This is a genomic window from Streptomyces sp. NPDC058371, from assembly GCF_042723265.1.
In the GTDB taxonomy this organism is placed as follows: domain Bacteria; phylum Actinomycetota; class Actinomycetes; order Streptomycetales; family Streptomycetaceae; genus Streptomyces.
Genome location: NZ_JBHXJC010000010.1, coordinates 223574 through 239327, shown reverse-complemented (window position 1 = coordinate 239327; position 15754 = coordinate 223574). Strand labels below are relative to the sequence as shown.

Here is a 15754-nt window from a genome sequence, read left to right as displayed (position 1 = left end):
CGCACCTCGGTTGTAAGTTCGCCGGATGCTCGCCGACCCCCGACTGCTGCGCGCCTTCCTCGCCGTCGCCGAAGAACTGCACTTCACCCGCGCCGCGGCCCGGCTGTACGTCGCCCAGCAGGCGCTCAGCCGGGACATCCGCAGGCTGGAACGCGAACTGGGTGCGGAGCTGTTCACGCGGACGACCCGGCAGGTCGCGCTGACGGCCGACGGCGCCCGCCTGCTGCCGTACGCGCGCCGGGTTCTGGAGGCGCAGGACGCGCTGCTGGCCGCCTTCGGTCGGGGTGATCGCGGGGCACCGGCGCGGACCCGGCCGGAACGACCCCTGCTCGTCGACGTCAACTCCCCCGGGGCTCGTCTCCGGCCGCATCCTCGACCACGCGCGCCGACTCGCCCCCGACAGCGAGCTGATGGCCCGCTTCGAGAGCGGACTGACGGGCGCCGCACAGGAGATGATCGCCGGTCGCCTGGACGTGTCGTTCGGCCGGTTCGGTGGACTCGACCCGGCGCTGCGGGCACGGCTGGAGCAACAGCCCGTGCGCTACGAGCCGATGGCCGTCGTGCTGCCGCAGGACCACCGCCTCGCCGCGCTGGACGAGGTGCCGCTGGCCGCGCTCGCCGGCGAGACCGTGTACGCCGGCGCCGGCAACCCCCGCACCCTGGAGTGGACCGACCTCGCCCAGCGCCTGTTCGAAGGGCGGGGGATCGAACTCGCGCCCCCCGCGCCGGTGGCCATCGGACCGGAGGAGTTCCGGCGGGTGATGGCGAAGGAGGCCACGCCCGTCCTCGCCGTGGTGGACTTTCCGGCCATGCCGGACACCGTGCTACGCCCTCTGGTCGACCCCGTCCCGCTCTCTCCGGTGTCGCTGGTGTGGCGGAAAGGGCTGACGCACGCCGGGCTCGACGCGCTGCGCGAGGCCGCGGCCCGGCTCGCGTCGACGGAAGAGTGGCTGCAACGGCCCGCGGACGGATGGATTCCCGCCACCGATGCACTCATCATGATGAGTCTTTTCTGACTTATCGCAACGGCGTCGGTGCGCTGCGCTACATTGCGTGACCCGGGTGCAGTGTGACAAGGGGGGCGCCGGATCGGGTGGGGGCCCGGTCCGACCGACAAGTACCGACAAGTACGAGTGCCCGGGGTCGTGACGCGCACCTCGAATCTGTCCCTGGGGGATATGCGTGCGCGTGAAGAACTGGCGAAAAGAAGCCCAACCCGATCACCGTGGTGCCGATCCGGAAGCCGGCCACGCGGTCGGCCTGTCGAGTCGGGCCGAAACGGTGGAACCCGCCTCCGCGGCGGCACGGATATCGATGCCCGAGCCGGTCAACTGGCCGGAAGCCGCCTGGACTTCCTCGTGGCCCGAGGCCCGCGAGGCCCCCGGCCCCGACCGGGAGACCGGCAGCGACACGGGCGTTGGGCGCCCGGTCGACACCGGCGGCGACACCGGCACCGGCCGTCGAATCGGCATCGGCACCGGTACCGGTCGTCGAATCGGCATCGGCACCCACCGGCCCGCCTGGGAGCAGCCCGGTGAACCGGGCCATACGCACGACCCGAACGAGGTCACGGTGCAACTCGACGGCGCCGGGCGTGAGGTGAGCAGGCCCGCCGGCGCCGCCCCGGCCGGCCCGGAGCGCTCCGACGGACCCGTGTTCGTCGACGAGTCGGGCCGCCGCAGCCGCAGATACCGCCGCCTCGGCGTGATCGTCGGCATCGCCTGCGCGGTGTACGCGGTGGTCATCGTCGCCACGCTTCTGTCGGGCAACTCCAGCGCGCCCTGGCTGCCGGTGCCCGGTCAGCAGAAGGATCGCCCGGCCGGCAAGGTCGAGACGTCGCCGCTGCCCGCCGATCCGGCCCGCCCGCCGGCCCTCGGCAGCTTGCCGGGGTGGGTGAGTCCCGCCCCGCGCGGCACCACGCCCAGGCCACCGGGCGCCGATGAGGCGCCCCATCCCTCGGGCAGCGCCAAGGCCCCGGACACGTCCGCGGACCCCAAGCCCCCGGCCGGCACCGGCAGGCCGAAGCCGAGCACCGGCACCAAGGACCCGGGCCCGGACCCCGAGCCGTCCGTCCCCGCCTCCGAACCGCCGGGCCCGGGCCCCTCGGCCGGTGGCGGCGGCCCCTCGGCCGAGCCGTCGTCGCAGCCCCCGCCCGCCGAAGCCCCCGGCTCCGGCCCCGGCACCACCACGGTGGCCGCCCCCGACTCCGGCCCCACCGCGACGGCCGGCCCCAGCTCCTCGTACTCGGAGAACACCCTCTGATGGCAACCCGCACCAGCCGTCACGGCGGCGCCCCGCGCGCCCGCCGTCGCCGGCTGTCCATGCGTTTCCTGCTGCCGTCGCTCGTCCTCGCCGCCCTGATGGCGATGCTGATGCTGCGCGGCTTCGTGCACAGCGAGATCCTCGCCGACCACCGGGTCCGGCCGGAGGCGGCCACCGACAAGGTGCCGGAGAAGATCCTTTCGGGCGGCCCGATCATCGACACCCGCGGTGGCCGGGAGACCAGCCTCGACCTCCCGGACCACCGGCTCGTCCTCACCTTCGACGACGGCCCGGACCCCAAGTGGACGCCGAAGGTGCTCGACGTCCTCAAGAGGCACCACGCGCACGCCGTCTTCTTCGTCACCGGCACCATGGCCTCGCGCTACCCGGAGCTCGTCCGCCGCATGGTCCGTGAGGGCCACGAGATCGGCCTGCACACCTTCAACCACCCCGATCTGTCCTACCAGTCCAAGCGGCGCATCGACTGGGAGCTCTCGCAGAACCAGCTGGCGCTCGAGGGCGCAGCCGGCATCCGTACGTCGCTGTTCCGGCCCCCGTACTCGTCCTTCGCGGACGCCATGGACGACAGGTCCTGGCCGGTGACCCAGTACATCGGCAGCCGGGGCTACCTCACGGTCGTCAACAACCGGGACAGCGAGGACTGGCAGAAGCCGGGCGTCGACGAGATCATCCGGCGGGCGACCCCGCGGGGCGGCAGGGGTGCCGTCGTCCTGATGCACGACTCCGGCGGCGACCGGCACCAGACCGTCCAGGCGCTGGACCGCTATCTGCCCCTTCTCCAGCACCGCGGCTACGACTTCGAGAACCTCACCGAGGCCCTCGACGCGCCCAGCGCGCACACCCGGGTGACCGGCCTCGACCGGTGGAAGGGCCGGGCCTGGGTCTTCGCGGTGCGGGCCTCCGAGGAGACCACGGGCGTGCTGGTGGTGTGCCTGGCGGTGATCGGGGTGCTCGTCCTCGTCCGCTTCGGGCTGATGTTCGTCCTCTCCTGGGCGCACGCGCGCCGGGTGCGCCGCCGCGACTTCCGCTGGGGGCCGACGCCGGTCACCGAGCCGGCGACGGTGCTGGTCCCCGCGTACAACGAGGCCAAGTGCATCGAGAGCACCGTCCGTTCACTGATGGCGAGTGAGCACCCCATCGAGATCATCGTCATCGACGACGGTTCGAGCGACGGCACGGCCCTCATCGTGGAGGGCCTGCGACTGCCCGGCGTACGGGTCGTGCGCCAGCACAACGCGGGCAAGCCGGCCGCCCTCAACCGCGGTCTGGCAAACGCCCGGCACGACCTCGTCGTGATGATGGACGGCGACACGGTCTTCGAGCCGGCCACCGTCCGCGAACTGGTCCAGCCCTTCGCCGACCCCGGCGTCGGCGCGGTCGCGGGCAACGCCAAGGTCGGCAACCGCGACTCGATGATCGGCGCCTGGCAGCACATCGAGTACGTGATGGGCTTCAACCTCGACCGTCGGATGTACGACATCCTGCGCTGCATGCCCACCATCCCGGGCGCGGTGGGTGCCTTCCGCCGCTCGGCGCTGGAACGCGTCGGCGGCATGAGCGACGACACGCTCGCCGAGGACACCGACATCACGATGGCCCTGCACCGCGACGGCTGGCGTGTGGTGTACGCGGAGAAGGCGCGCGCCTGGACCGAGGCCCCGGAGACGGTCCAGCAGTTGTGGTCGCAGCGCTACCGCTGGTCGTACGGCACGATGCAGGCGATCTGGAAGCACCGCCGTGCGCTCGTCGAACGGGGACCGTCGGGCCGCTTCGGGCGGGTGGGCCTGCCGCTGGTGTCGCTCTTCATGGTGGTGGCGCCGCTGCTGGCCCCGCTGATCGACGTCTTCCTGCTCTACGGCGTCGTCTTCGGCCCGACCGGGAGGACGGTGCTCGCCTGGCTGGGTGTCCTCGCCGTCCAGGCCGTGTGCGCCGCGTACGCCTTCCGGCTGGACCGCGAGCGCATGACGCACCTCGTCTCGCTGCCCCTCCAGCAGATTCTCTACCGGCAGTTGATGTACGTGGTCCTGCTCCAGTCCTGGATCACCGCGCTCACCGGCGGCCGGCTGCGCTGGCAGAAATTGCGGCGCACCGGCGTGGTGGAGGCGCCGGTCCCGATGCCGCGCCAGCGCATCGGAAGCGGAAATGATCGGAGGCCGGTCGGATGACCCAGCACTTCACGTCGGGTGCCACGCCCCCTGCGGGCGTACCCGCCGCATCGCCCGGGGCCGCACCCGGCACACCCCCGGTGGGCGCGCCCGCCGTCGTCCCGCCGCAGGCCTCCGCCGCGGCCGGGAAGGCCCCCGGCCGCGACCGCTATCTGGATCTGCTGCGCTCCGTCGCGCTGGTGCGCGTGGTCGTCTACCACCTCTTCGGCTGGGCCTGGCTGACGGTCCTGTTCCCGTCGATGGGCGTGATGTTCGCGCTGGCGGGCTCCCTGATGGCGCGGTCGCTGAACCGTCCCGCCCTGAGCGTGATCCGGGGCCGCGTCCGGCGGCTCCTGCCACCGCTGTGGGTGTTCAGCGCGGTGGTCCTCACGCTGCTGTTCGCCGGCGGCTGGAATCCGGCGAAGGACCCCGACCAGGGCGGTACCTGGGGCATCGTCGAGCTGGTCAACTACGTCATCCCGATCGGCGCCCCGCCCTACCCCTGGCACATCGGGGACGCGGCGGGCCTCCTGGAGGACACCTGGGCGGACCAGGCGGTGGGCCCGCTCTGGTACCTGCGGGCGTACCTCTGGTTCGTGCTGGCGTCGCCGCTGCTGCTGTGGGCGTTCCGCCGTATGCCGTGGGCGACGCTGCTGGCCCCGCTCGCCCTGACGGCGGTGGTCGGCACGGGCCTGGTCACCATCCCCGGCGAAACGGGCAACGCCGTCATGGACTTCGCGGTCTTCGGCAGCTGCTGGGTCCTCGGCTTCGCCCATCACGAGGGCGTGCTCCAGAAGATCCCGCGCTACGCGGCCGTCTCCGGCGGCGCCCTGCTGATGGCCTTCGGGCTGTGGTGGGCCTCGGGCCATCTGGGCCCCGACGGCTGGGATCTGAACGACATCCCGCCGGCCCAGGCGACGTGGTCGCTCGGGTTCGTCGTGATCCTGCTCCAGTACGCCCCGTCCTGGCAGCGGTTGCCCGGCCGGCTGGCCCGCTGGGACAAACTCGTCACGCTCTCCAACAACCGCGCCGTCACGATCTACCTCTGGCACAACCTGCTGATCATGGCCACGGTCCCGATCATCGATCTGGCGTACAACCTTCCGTTCCTCCAGAGCGAGGGGGCCACGGCGGCGCTGGACTCGACGTACACGCTCTGGATGTTCGTGCTCGTGTGGCCGCTCATCGCGGTCGCGCTCGTCGCCTTCGGCTGGGTCGAGGACGTCGCGGCGAAGCGGCGCCCGCGGCTGTGGCCGACCGGCGCGAAACCCGGGAAGTCCCGGCACCGGACCTGACCCGGGGCGGGCGGCGGCGCGAACTCACCGCCGCCGTCCGCGCCACGTGAGAGCAACGTTCCCTTCCGGTCACCCACAGGCACAGGCCGGAAACGCACCCTCCCTACCTTCGGGTTCAACGTCAGTAGGACACCTGAGCACCGGAGAACCGTGGAGGCGTCATGACAGCCCCGAGTACAGCCCCCGCCGTGAGCGGGGGAGGCCGCTGGATCGACGAGTGGGACCCCGAGGACGAGACCTTCTGGAAGACGACGGGCGAGAAGATCGCCCGGCGGAATCTGCTCTTCTCCGTGCTGTCCGAGCACATCGGGTTCTCGATCTGGACCCTGTGGTCGGTGATGGTGCTCTTCATGGGTCCCGAGTACGGGCTGACCCCGGCCGACAAGTTCCTGCTCACCTCCGTGGTGACGCTCGTCGGCGCGGTCGTCCGGGTGCCGTACACCTTCGCGGTGGCGGTCTTCGGCGGCCGGAACTGGACGATCGTCTCGGCGAGCCTGCTGCTCGTCCCGACGATCGCCGCGTTCGTCGTGATGGAGCCGGGGACCTCGTTCTCGACGTTCCTGCTCGTCGGTCTGCTCGCCGGCATCGGCGGCGGCAACTTCGCCTCCAGCATGACCAACATCAACGCGTTCTTCCCGCTGCGGCAGAAGGGATGGGCGCTCGGGCTCAACGCCGGGGGCGGCAACATCGGGGTGCCCGTCATCCAGCTGGTGGCGCTCGCGGTCATCGGGGCGAGCGGGGGGCCGCGGGTGCTGCTCGGCATCTACATCCCGCTCATCGTCGTCGCCGCCGTCCTGGCCGCCGTCTTCATGGACAACATCTCGTCCGTGAAGAACGACACCGGCGCCGCCAAGGACGCCGCGAGGGACGGGCACACCTGGATCATGTCGTTCCTCTACGTCGGGACGTTCGGGTCGTTCATCGGATACAGCTTCGCGTTCGGCCAGGTGCTGCAGAACCAGTTCGGGCGCACCCCGCTGGAGGCGGCGTACGTCACCTTCATCGGTCCGCTGCTCGGCTCGCTGATCCGGCCCGTGGGCGGCCGGCTCGCCGACCGGTACGGCGGGGCGCGGATCACGCTGTGGAACTTCGTCGCCATGGCGGCGGCGACCGGCGTCATCGTCCTCGCCTCGACGCAGAAGTCGCTGCCGCTGTTCACCGTCGCCTTCATCGCGCTGTTCGTGCTCAGCGGGCTCGGCAACGGGTCGACGTACAAGATGATTCCCGGCATCTTCCAGACCAAGGCGGTGGCCAAGGGGCTGAGCGGTGAGGCGGCCGCCGCGTACGGGCGGCGGTTGTCCGGGGCGTCCATGGGGCTCATCGGGGCCGTGGGAGCGCTCGGCGGCGTCGGCATCAACCTCGCCTTCCGGCAGTCCTTCCTCTCCTACGGCTCCGGCACCGGCGCCTTCGTCTCCTTCCTCGCCTTCTACGCCCTCTGCTTCCTGGTCACCTGGGCCGTATACCTTCGTCGCCCGGCCGGGTCCGAGGAGCCGGCCACCGCCGCCTCGGCGGCGAAGCCGCAGCTCAGCTACGCCGAGGTGTGACGTAACACGGGTGACACGTGACTGATCCGGGCCTGTCACGGGGCGTTGACAGGCTCGGTTCGGCCGTGACCGCACGACGACTCGAGCGCAGACGAGAGCCGGGACGAAAGCCATGTACGACGGAGAACAGCGACCAGACCACGGCCCCCTCGCGGGCTTCACCGTGGGCGTGACGGCCGCACGTCGGGCCGACGAGCTCGGGGTCCTGCTCCAGCGGCGCGGCGCCTGCGTGGTGCATGCGCCCGCCCTGCGCATCGTGCCGCTCGCCGACGACAGCGAACTGCTCAGCGCCACCAAGGAACTGATCGACCAGGCGCCGGACGTGGTGGTGGCCACGACCGCCATCGGCTTCCGCGGCTGGATCGAGGCGGCCGACGGCTGGGGCCTCGGCGAGGACCTGCTCGCCCGGCTGCGCGGGGTGGAACTGCTCGCGCGCGGCCCCAAGGTCAAGGGCGCCGTCCGGGCCCAGGGGCTGACCGAGGAGTGGTCGCCGTCCTCCGAGTCCATGGCCGAGGTGCTCGACCGGCTGCTGGAGGAGGGCGTCGAGGGGCGCCGGATCGCCATCCAGCTGCACGGTGAGCCGCTGCCCGGGTTCGTGGAGTCGCTGCGGGCCGCGGGGGGCGAGGTCGTGCCCGTGCCGGTGTACCGGTGGATGCCGCCGGAGGACATCGGGCCCGTCGACCGGCTGCTCGACGCGACCGTCACCCGCGGCCTGGACGCGCTCACCTTCACCAGCGCGCCCGCCGCCGCGTCCCTGCTCTCCCGGGCCGAGGAACGGGGGCTGCTCCCCGAACTCCTGGCCGCCCTGCACCACGACGTGCTGCCCGCCTGCGTCGGCCCGGTCACCGCGCTGCCGTTGCAGGCCCAGGGCATCGACACGGTCCAGCCCGAGCGTTTCCGGCTCGGCCCGCTCGTCCAGCTGCTGTGCCAGGAACTGCCCGGCCGGGCCCGCGTCCTGCCCATCGCGGGCCACCGGGTGGAGATCCGCGGTCATGCCGTACTGGTCGACGACGCGCTGCGGCCGGTGCCGCCGGCCGGGATGTCGCTGCTGCGGGCCCTGTCGCGGCGGCCCGGCTGGGTGGTGGCCCGGGCCGAACTGCTGCGGGCGCTGCCCGGCGCGGGCCGTGACGAACACGCGGTGGAGACGGCGATGGCCCGGCTGCGTACGGCACTGGGCGCACCCAAGCTCATCCAGACCGTGGTCAAACGCGGTTACCGGCTCGCGCTCGACCCGGCGGCCGACGCCAAGTACGCGGACGCCTGACGCCGGTTGAGCCGCCCGTACAGGACGAGAGCCCTGGCCAGACAGCCGAGCGCGATCGTGCACAGCAGCGCCCGTACGACGTTCCAGGTGACCCACGGGTCCTCGAACCGGTCCCGTACGGCGGCCGGATCGGCGATCCTCGCCGGGGCGCCGGCGTCGGCGAGCTCGTTGTTGAGCGGGATGTTCACGGCGACGGTGAAGACGAAGGCGAGTACGTAGGCGAGCAGCGCCGCCCACACCCACCGGCGCAGTCCGCCCGAGCCGCGCAACTGCCAGGCGGAGACCGCCGTGAGGACGAGGGCGCCCATGAAGCTCAGGAAGAACACCGGGTTCTGGATCACGTCGTTGATGTTCTGCATGACCTCGATGAAGACGCGGTCGTCGCTGCGGGCCAGCGACGGCATGACGGCGCAGGCGAATATGTAGAAGACCCCGGCAATCAGGCCCATGGCGACCGTGGCCGCACCCAGTACACCTCCGGCGGTGGTCCGCCGCCCTGTGCTGTTGTCTGTCATGCGGATCAGTCAACCGGCCGGGCGCGGCGCGGGACATGGTCCAGGCGCGCGGCCGCATAAGCGGACGTCCAGCGACGTCCGGCGCGGGGGTTCCCGCCAGGGGCGGGGAGAGGCACTGTAGGGGTTACAGACCCCGCACCGACCCCTCACGGCTCAACCCAAGGCGTAACCAAGGCGGTGACAGGCGCATGGCATCGGGCACGGCCACGGCCTCGTACGAGATGCGGTTCGACTCCGGGCGGATCTGCCTGGACCTCGCGGCGACCACCCATCCCGAGGAACGGCTCTGCTCGGCCGAGCGGCTACGGGCCTGGGTCGCCGGATCGGGCCTGGTGCCCGTCGGGACACCCCTGGCGGGGGTCGACGGAACCTGGCTGCTCGCCTTCCACGAACTGCGCGGTCACATCGCGCGGTTGGTGGCCGGGGAGCTGGACGGGCGGCCCGCCGACGCGGCGCTCGCCCGGGTGAACGCCCTCGCGGTGCACGCGCCGCCCGCGCCGCGCGCCGTACGCACGGACGACGGGATGTTGCTGTGCCGGCTGCACGGGCCGTTGCTCTGTGCCGATCTGCTCGCCGCGGTCGCCCGGGACACCGTGGAACTCCTCACGGACCCCGTTGTCCGGGCCGGCTTGCGGCGTTGTGAAGGGGACAACTGTGCGATCGTTTACCTGGACACGTCACGGGGGCGGCGCCGAAGGTGGTGCTCCAGTGAGGTGTGCGGCAATCGGGAGCGGGTGGCCCGGCACCGCCGCCGCGCAGCGCTCGCCCGAGCGTGAACTTCACCCACGTCACATACGGACCAAGAAATATGTGCGACCGCTTTGAACACACCCACGCCGAAAGCCGTATCCCGTGGTGAGCGACCGACTGGGGGACCCCGGTCGAATCGGGGACACCGGAGGTAGGCGTGCGCAAGGATTCCGCCGTGGCTGATGAACGCCCGCCAAGGGCACGACATCGCGCGTCACAGCCCTCGGAACCTGACGAGGAGCTGATGCGTGCGCTGTATCGCGAACACGCCGGACCTCTGCTCGCCTACGTGCTGCGACTGGTCGCGGGTGATCGGCAGCGGGCCGAGGACGTCGTGCAGGAAACACTCATCCGTGCCTGGAAGAACGCCGGTCAGCTCAATCGTGCGACCGGTTCGGTACGCCCCTGGCTGGTGACGGTCGCCCGGCGCATCGTCATCGACGGCCACCGCAGCCGGCAGGCCCGGCCGCAGGAGGTCGACCCGTCGCCGCTGGAGGTCATCCCCGCGGAGGACGAGATCGACAAGGCGTTGTGGCTGATGACACTGTCGGACGCGCTGGACGACCTGACCCCTGCTCACAGGGAGGTCCTGGTCGAAACGTACTTCAAAGGGCGTACGGTCAATGAGGCCGCTGAAACGCTCGGCATCCCCAGCGGCACGGTGCGCTCAAGGGTGTTCTACGCACTGAGGTCGATGAAGCTTGCGCTGGAGGAGCGGGGGGTGACGGCATGAGTATTTACGGGGGTTTCGGAACGGGTAGTCCTGGTTCCATGCAGGGATCACAGGGCCCTAACGAACACGAGACCGTCGGCGCCTACGCCCTCGGCATTCTCGACAACGCCGAGGCGACCGCCTTCGAGGCCCACCTCGCCACGTGCGAATGGTGCGCCCAGCAGCTCGACGAACTCGCCGGGATGGAACCGATGCTGGCCGCGCTCGCGGACCTGCCCGGTTCCCAGGGCAGTCCGGCCATCGGCGAGTCCCTGGCCGCCAAGCCGAGCCCACGGCTCGCGGACCGGCTGGTCGACGAGGTCTCCGAGCGGCGGGCCGTGAAGCGCCGGCGCGGGATGTACCTGGTGGCGGCCGCGGCCGCGCTGATCATCGGCGGCCCGTTGACGGTGCTGGCGGTCAGTGGTGGCAGCGACGGGGGCAAGGATGCCGTGGCGCACCCGACCAGCCCCGCCAAGGCCGCCTTCGAGGACATGCACGACCGGGTCCAGGCGACGGACCCGACCACCAAGGTCAACGCCGTGGTCGCCGTCGAGAAGAAGGACTGGGGCACCCACGCGGTCCTCCAGCTCAAGAACGTCACGGGTCCGCTGAAGTGCTCGCTGATCGCCGTCGGCAAGAACGGCGAACGGGAGACGGTGACGTCCTGGGCGGTCCCGAAGTGGGGTTACGGCGTCGCCAACGCCAAGACCGAAGAGGCGAAGAACCCGCTCTATGTGCACGGCGGCGCGGCCTTCACCCCGAACGAGATCGACCACTTCGAGGTCATGACCTTCGACGGCAAGCGGCTCGTAGAAGTGGACGCGTGAGCGAACCGATAGCGCGCGCGTAGCTTAAGGGCCCCCCTTCGCGTACGGTTGACGGCTGCCCAGCACGTCAGAAGGGGGCCCGGTGGCCGCTCAGGCTCAGCAGCAAACCGCGCTTGGCTCGGTCCATGAATCCGTACGGCACGACGCCGCCAAGGACGACTCCGTACGGGACCGGGAAATCAGCGTCGAACAGGAGCACCTGGACCGGGTGTACCACCGTCTCGAGGAGAAGATCCACGAGGCGGAATTCCTGATGAACGACGCCGCCAAGCGCGGTCAGGTCGGGACACCGGGGGCGCTCGCGGAGCGCGACGCCCAGGTGTTCCGGGCGGGAATTCACCTCAACCGCCTCAACAACGAGTTCGAGGACTTCCTCTTCGGCCGTATCGACCTGCTTCTCGGGAAGGACGGCGAGAAGGGTCCGGACGGCGCGTACACAGCGGTGGAGGCGGCCGAGGGGGCCGTCCGCGAGGACAACACGGCCGACATCGCGGAAACACTTCACATCGGCCGTATCGGCGTCCTGGACGCCGACTACGCGCCGCTGGTCATCGACTGGAGGGCGCCCGCGGCGGCACCGTTCTACCGTTCGACCCCGGTCGACCCGGGCCGGGTGGTCCGCCGCCGGGTCATCCGCTCCAAGGGCCGCAAGGTGCTCGGCGTCGAGGACGACCTGATGCGCCCGGAGCTCCGGGCGACGCTGAACGGCGGCGAGCTCCCGGTGATCGGCGACGGCGCCCTCATGGCGGCCCTCGGTCAGGCCCGCAGCCACACCATGCGCGACATCGTGGCGTCGATCCAGGCGGAGCAGGACCTGGTGATCCGGGCCCCCGCCGCCTCGGTGACGTACGTCGAGGGCGGCCCCGGCACCGGCAAGACGGCGGTCGCCCTGCACCGGGCCGCCTATCTGCTCTACCAGGACCGCCGCCGCTACTCGGGCGGCATCCTCATCGTCTCGCCGACCCCGCTGCTGGTGGCCTACACCGAAGGCGTCCTGCCGTCCCTCGGCGAGGAGGGCCAGGTCGCGATCCGCGCCATCGGCTCCCTGGTCGACGGGGCGGAGGCGACGCTGTACGACTCCCCTGCGGTCGCCCGCGCCAAGGGCTCGTACCGGATGCTCAAGGTGCTGCGGAAGGCGGCACACGGGGCTCTGGAGGCACCAACAGGCTCCGCCAGCTCCGCCAGGGAGGGTTACGGCCGGGAGGGTTCCAACCGGTCCTCCGACGGGGCGGAGCAGCTCGCCTTCGGGGAGGAGACCGACCGGCCGCAGCCGCCGGCCGGTCCGCCCACCCGGCTGCGGGTCGTCGCCTTCGGGCGCCGGATCGAGCTGGAGGGCGGCGAGCTGGACCGGATCCGGCACAACGCGCTCAGCGGGACCGCGCCCGTCAACCTGCTCCGGCCCCGGGCGCGCAAGCTGCTCCTGGACGCCCTGTGGGCCCGCTCGGGGGCGGGGGCGCGGCACACGGACCCCGGGCTCTCCGCCGAGCTGCGGTCGTCGTTCGACGAGGACGTCACGTCGGAGGACAGCTTCATCGAGTTCCTGGACGCCTGGTGGCCGGAGCTGACCCCGCGGGCCGTGCTGGCCGCCATGGCCGACGAGAGGCGGCTCGGCCGGTGGGCGCGCCGGATCCTGAACCCGGGTGAGGTCCGCCGGGTGGCTCGCTCGCTCAAGCGGGACGGGCTCTCCGTGCACGACGTGGCGATGCTCGACGAGCTGACCGCCCTCCTCGGCAGCCCCGCCCGGCCCCGCCGCAAGCGCGACCTCGACCCGCTCGACCAGCTCACCGGCCTCGAAGAGCTCATGCCGGGGCGCGAGGAGACCCAGCGCGAGCGGGCCGAGCGCCTCGCCCAGGAGCGCACCGAGTACGCGCACGTCATCGTCGACGAGGCGCAGGACCTCACGCCGATGCAGTGGCGCATGGTGGGCCGCCGGGGCAGGCACGCCACCTGGACGGTGGTCGGCGATCCGGCCCAGTCCTCGTGGTCCGAGCCCGACGAGGCCGCGGAGGCCCGGGACGAGGCCCTGGGGTCCCGTCCCCGGCGCCGTTTCACCCTGACGGTGAACTACCGCAACCCGGCCGAGATCGCCGAGCTGGCCGCCAAGGTCCTCGCCCTCGCCATGCCGGGGTCCCAGTCCCCGTCCGCCGTCCGCTCCACGGGCGTCGAGCCGCGCTTCGCGGCCGTACGGGACTCGCTCGCCCGGACCGTCCGGGAAGAGGCCGCCCGGCTGCTCGACCGGGTGGACGGCACGGTGGGTGTCGTCGTCGCCATGAACCGGCGGGACGAGGCGGCCCGCTGGCTGGCCGGTCTCGGCGACCGCGTGGTGGCGCTCGGCAGCCTGGAGGCCAAGGGCCTGGAGTACGACGCCACGGTCGTCGTGTCGCCGGCGGAGATCGCCGACGAGTCGCCCGCGGGCCTGCGTGTCCTGTACGTCGCCCTGACCCGCGCGACCCAGCAGCTCACGGTCGTCTCGGCGGACCGGGACGAGCCGGACGGGAACGGGGTGCCGGACCTGCTGCGGGACTGAGACGGCCCGCAGGGGGCGGCGGAACGCCCCGGAGCAGCAGAGAGGCCCACGCCATCAGGCGTGGGCCTCTCTCACGTTCACGACACCGACCCGCCATGCTCGCCTCGCGGCAAGTGGTCGCTCGTAGCGACGAAGGTTGGGCCCGGGGGCTTGGATCGGGCCGGTGTCACGTCCAAGGTAACAAAGGATCCCCGCAAGGCAATTCCCGTCCCGAAAGTTCATTTCCGCGGCGCGGCCCCACCCGGGGCCGGGGCTTCCACCGACCGGCCACTTCTCGTATGGTGGAAGTTGTTTTCCGAAAGTCTCCCGGTCGCTGTGACCAATACGTTCGCAACCCGGGGCGACTACCACGTACTCCGCGGTAGGTGCGACGATCGGATGACGCCGCCGGGGCGATTCCGCTCCCGCGGCGTACGCAGCGAACACGGTGAAAGCAGAGGAAGTCGGCCATGGCAACGGCGCCCAGCGTCTCCTACTCGATTACGGTCCGGCTGGAGGTGCCCGCGAGCGGGACCGCGGTCTCCCAGATCACCACGGCCGTGGAATCCCTCGGCGGCTCGGTGACCGGCCTCGACGTGACCGCGTCCGGACACGAGAAGCTCCGGATCGACGTCACCATCGCGGCCAGCTCGACCGGCCACGCCGACGAGATCGTCGAGAAGCTCCGCGGCATCGAGGGCGTCACGCTCGGCAAGGTCTCCGACCGTACGTTCCTGATGCACCTCGGCGGCAAGATCGAGATGCAGTCCAAGCACCCGATCCGCAACCGCGACGACCTCTCGATGATCTACACCCCGGGCGTGGCCCGGGTGTGCATGGCGATCGCCGAGAACCCCGAGGACGCCCGCCGCCTCACCATCAAGCGCAACTCCGTTGCGGTCGTGACGGACGGCTCGGCCGTGCTGGGCCTCGGCAACATCGGCCCGAAGGCCGCCCTGCCGGTCATGGAGGGCAAGGCCGCCCTCTTCAAGCGCTTCGCCGGCATCGACGCCTGGCCGCTGTGCCTGGACACCCAGGACACCGACGCCATCGTCGAGATCGTCAAGGCCATCGCCCCCGGCTTCGCGGGCATCAACCTGGAGGACATCTCCGCGCCGCGCTGCTTCGAGATCGAGGCCCGGCTGCGCGAGGCCCTCGACATCCCGGTCTTCCACGACGACCAGCACGGCACCGCGATCGTCGTGCTCGCCGCCCTGACCAACGCGCTGCGCGTGACGAACAAGGCCATCGGCGACATCCGGGTGGTCATGTCCGGCGCCGGCGCGGCCGGTACGGCCATCCTCAAGCTGCTGCTGGCCGCGGGCGTCAAGAACGCCGTCGTCGCCGACATCCACGGCGTCGTGCAGGGGGACCGCAAGGACCTGGTGGACACCGACGCCGACTCGCCGCTGCGCTGGATCGCCGAGAACACCAACCCCGAGAACCTCACGGGCACCCTCAAGGAGGCCGTGCGCGGCGCCGACGTCTTCATCGGCGTCTCGGCCCCGAACGTGCTGGACGGCGCGGACGTGGCCGCCATGGCCGACGGCGCCATCGTGTTCGCGCTCGCGAACCCGGACCCCGAGGTCGACCCGGCAATCGCCCGCCAGACCGCGGCAGTTGTCGCCACGGGCCGCTCCGACTTCCCCAACCAGATCAACAACGTGCTGGTCTTCCCGGGCGTCTTCCGCGGCCTCCTGGACGCCCAGTCGCGCACCGTCAACACGGAGATGATGCTGGCCGCCGCGACCGCCCTGGCGGACGTGGTGACGCAGGACGAGCTCAACCCGAACTACATCATCCCGAGCGTCTTCAACGACAAGGTCGCGGGCGCCGTCGCCGGCGCCGTACGGGACGCCGCGAAGGCCGCCGGGGTGACCGAGAGCAACACGACCGCGTGAGAATGGCCCTGAC

General features: G+C 71.5%; 11 protein-coding genes and 1 pseudogene. 11 read left to right on the top strand and 1 reads right to left on the bottom strand.

Annotated elements, in window-relative coordinates; all coding sequences use genetic code 11:
- The first annotated feature begins 25 nt into the window (after positions 1-25).
- The 6 genes and pseudogenes from ACFWM2_RS27285 (at position 26) to ACFWM2_RS27260 (ending at position 8530) form a co-directional block, all read left to right on the top strand.
- Positions 26-1016 (top strand): annotated as a pseudogene (locus ACFWM2_RS27285) (LysR family transcriptional regulator).
- A 298-nt stretch (positions 1017-1314) separates the two neighbouring features.
- Entirely contained in the window at positions 1315-2262 is a 948-nt protein-coding gene (locus ACFWM2_RS27280; protein WP_383285196.1) for a hypothetical protein, read from the top strand.
- The gene (locus tag ACFWM2_RS27275) at positions 2262-4448 is read left to right on the top strand and encodes a glycosyltransferase (RefSeq protein WP_383285193.1); all 2187 of its coding nucleotides are present in this window, start codon (positions 2262-2264) and stop codon (positions 4446-4448) included. The genes ACFWM2_RS27280 and ACFWM2_RS27275 overlap by 1 nt, the downstream gene beginning before the upstream one ends.
- The gene (locus ACFWM2_RS27270) at positions 4445-5722 is read left to right on the top strand and encodes an acyltransferase (protein ID WP_383285190.1); all 1278 of its coding nucleotides are present in this window, start codon (positions 4445-4447) and stop codon (positions 5720-5722) included. Before ACFWM2_RS27275 ends, ACFWM2_RS27270 begins: the two co-directional genes overlap by 4 nt.
- A gap of 161 nt (positions 5723-5883) precedes the next feature.
- Positions 5884-7266, top strand: coding sequence for an MFS transporter (locus ACFWM2_RS27265; protein ID WP_383285187.1), 1383 nt, complete (start codon positions 5884-5886; stop codon positions 7264-7266).
- 112 nt (positions 7267-7378) lie between these two features.
- Positions 7379-8530 (top strand): uroporphyrinogen-III synthase, encoded by a 1152-nt coding sequence (locus tag ACFWM2_RS27260; RefSeq protein WP_383285184.1) that lies wholly within the window; start codon positions 7379-7381, stop codon positions 8528-8530.
- Here ACFWM2_RS27260 and ACFWM2_RS27255 read toward each other — a convergent pair.
- Complete coding sequence (locus ACFWM2_RS27255; RefSeq protein ID WP_383285180.1) at positions 8479-9045, bottom strand: DUF1772 domain-containing protein; 567 nt, start codon at positions 9043-9045, stop codon at positions 8479-8481. The two genes, ACFWM2_RS27260 and ACFWM2_RS27255, sit on opposite strands and share 52 nt — an antisense overlap.
- Before the next feature lie 188 nt (positions 9046-9233).
- On the opposite strand from ACFWM2_RS27255, the gene ACFWM2_RS27250 reads away from it, so the two are divergent.
- The 5 genes from ACFWM2_RS27250 to ACFWM2_RS27230 all read left to right on the top strand — a co-directional run bounded on the left by ACFWM2_RS27250 (position 9234) and on the right by ACFWM2_RS27230 (position 15741).
- Entirely contained in the window at positions 9234-9821 is a 588-nt protein-coding gene (locus ACFWM2_RS27250; protein WP_383285177.1) for a CGNR zinc finger domain-containing protein, read from the top strand.
- Between the two features lie 131 nt (positions 9822-9952).
- A complete protein-coding gene (locus tag ACFWM2_RS27245) occupies positions 9953-10528 on the top strand; it encodes a sigma-70 family RNA polymerase sigma factor (RefSeq protein WP_121402637.1) in 576 nt (191 codons plus the stop codon).
- A 38-nt stretch (positions 10529-10566) separates the two neighbouring features.
- A complete protein-coding gene (locus ACFWM2_RS27240) occupies positions 10567-11334 on the top strand; it encodes an anti-sigma factor family protein (RefSeq protein WP_383285172.1) in 768 nt (255 codons plus the stop codon).
- A gap of 82 nt (positions 11335-11416) precedes the next feature.
- A complete protein-coding gene (locus ACFWM2_RS27235; RefSeq protein WP_383285169.1) occupies positions 11417-13861 on the top strand; it encodes a HelD family protein in 2445 nt (814 codons plus the stop codon).
- A gap of 449 nt (positions 13862-14310) precedes the next feature.
- A complete protein-coding gene (locus tag ACFWM2_RS27230; RefSeq protein ID WP_383285166.1) occupies positions 14311-15741 on the top strand; it encodes an NAD-dependent malic enzyme in 1431 nt (476 codons plus the stop codon).
- Positions 15742-15754 lie beyond the last annotated feature (13 nt).

Excerpts from the sequence above, each read along its gene's own strand:
- ACFWM2_RS27230 (WP_383285166.1), top strand. The coding sequence starts at position 14,311 with ATGGCAACGGCGCCCAGCGTCTCCTACTCGATTACGGTCCGGCTGGAG.
- ACFWM2_RS27265 (WP_383285187.1), top strand. The coding sequence starts at position 5,884 with ATGACAGCCCCGAGTACAGCCCCCGCCGTGAGCGGGGGAGGCCGCTGG.
- ACFWM2_RS27260 (WP_383285184.1), top strand. The coding sequence starts at position 7,379 with ATGTACGACGGAGAACAGCGACCAGACCACGGCCCCCTCGCGGGCTTC.
- ACFWM2_RS27255 (WP_383285180.1), bottom strand. The coding sequence starts at position 9,045 with ATGACAGACAACAGCACAGGGCGGCGGACCACCGCCGGAGGTGTACTG.
- ACFWM2_RS27250 (WP_383285177.1), top strand. The coding sequence starts at position 9,234 with ATGGCATCGGGCACGGCCACGGCCTCGTACGAGATGCGGTTCGACTCC.
- ACFWM2_RS27270 (WP_383285190.1), top strand. The coding sequence starts at position 4,445 with ATGACCCAGCACTTCACGTCGGGTGCCACGCCCCCTGCGGGCGTACCC.
- ACFWM2_RS27280 (WP_383285196.1), top strand. The coding sequence starts at position 1,315 with ATGCCCGAGCCGGTCAACTGGCCGGAAGCCGCCTGGACTTCCTCGTGG.
- ACFWM2_RS27275 (WP_383285193.1), top strand. The coding sequence starts at position 2,262 with ATGGCAACCCGCACCAGCCGTCACGGCGGCGCCCCGCGCGCCCGCCGT.
- ACFWM2_RS27240 (WP_383285172.1), top strand. The coding sequence starts at position 10,567 with ATGCAGGGATCACAGGGCCCTAACGAACACGAGACCGTCGGCGCCTAC.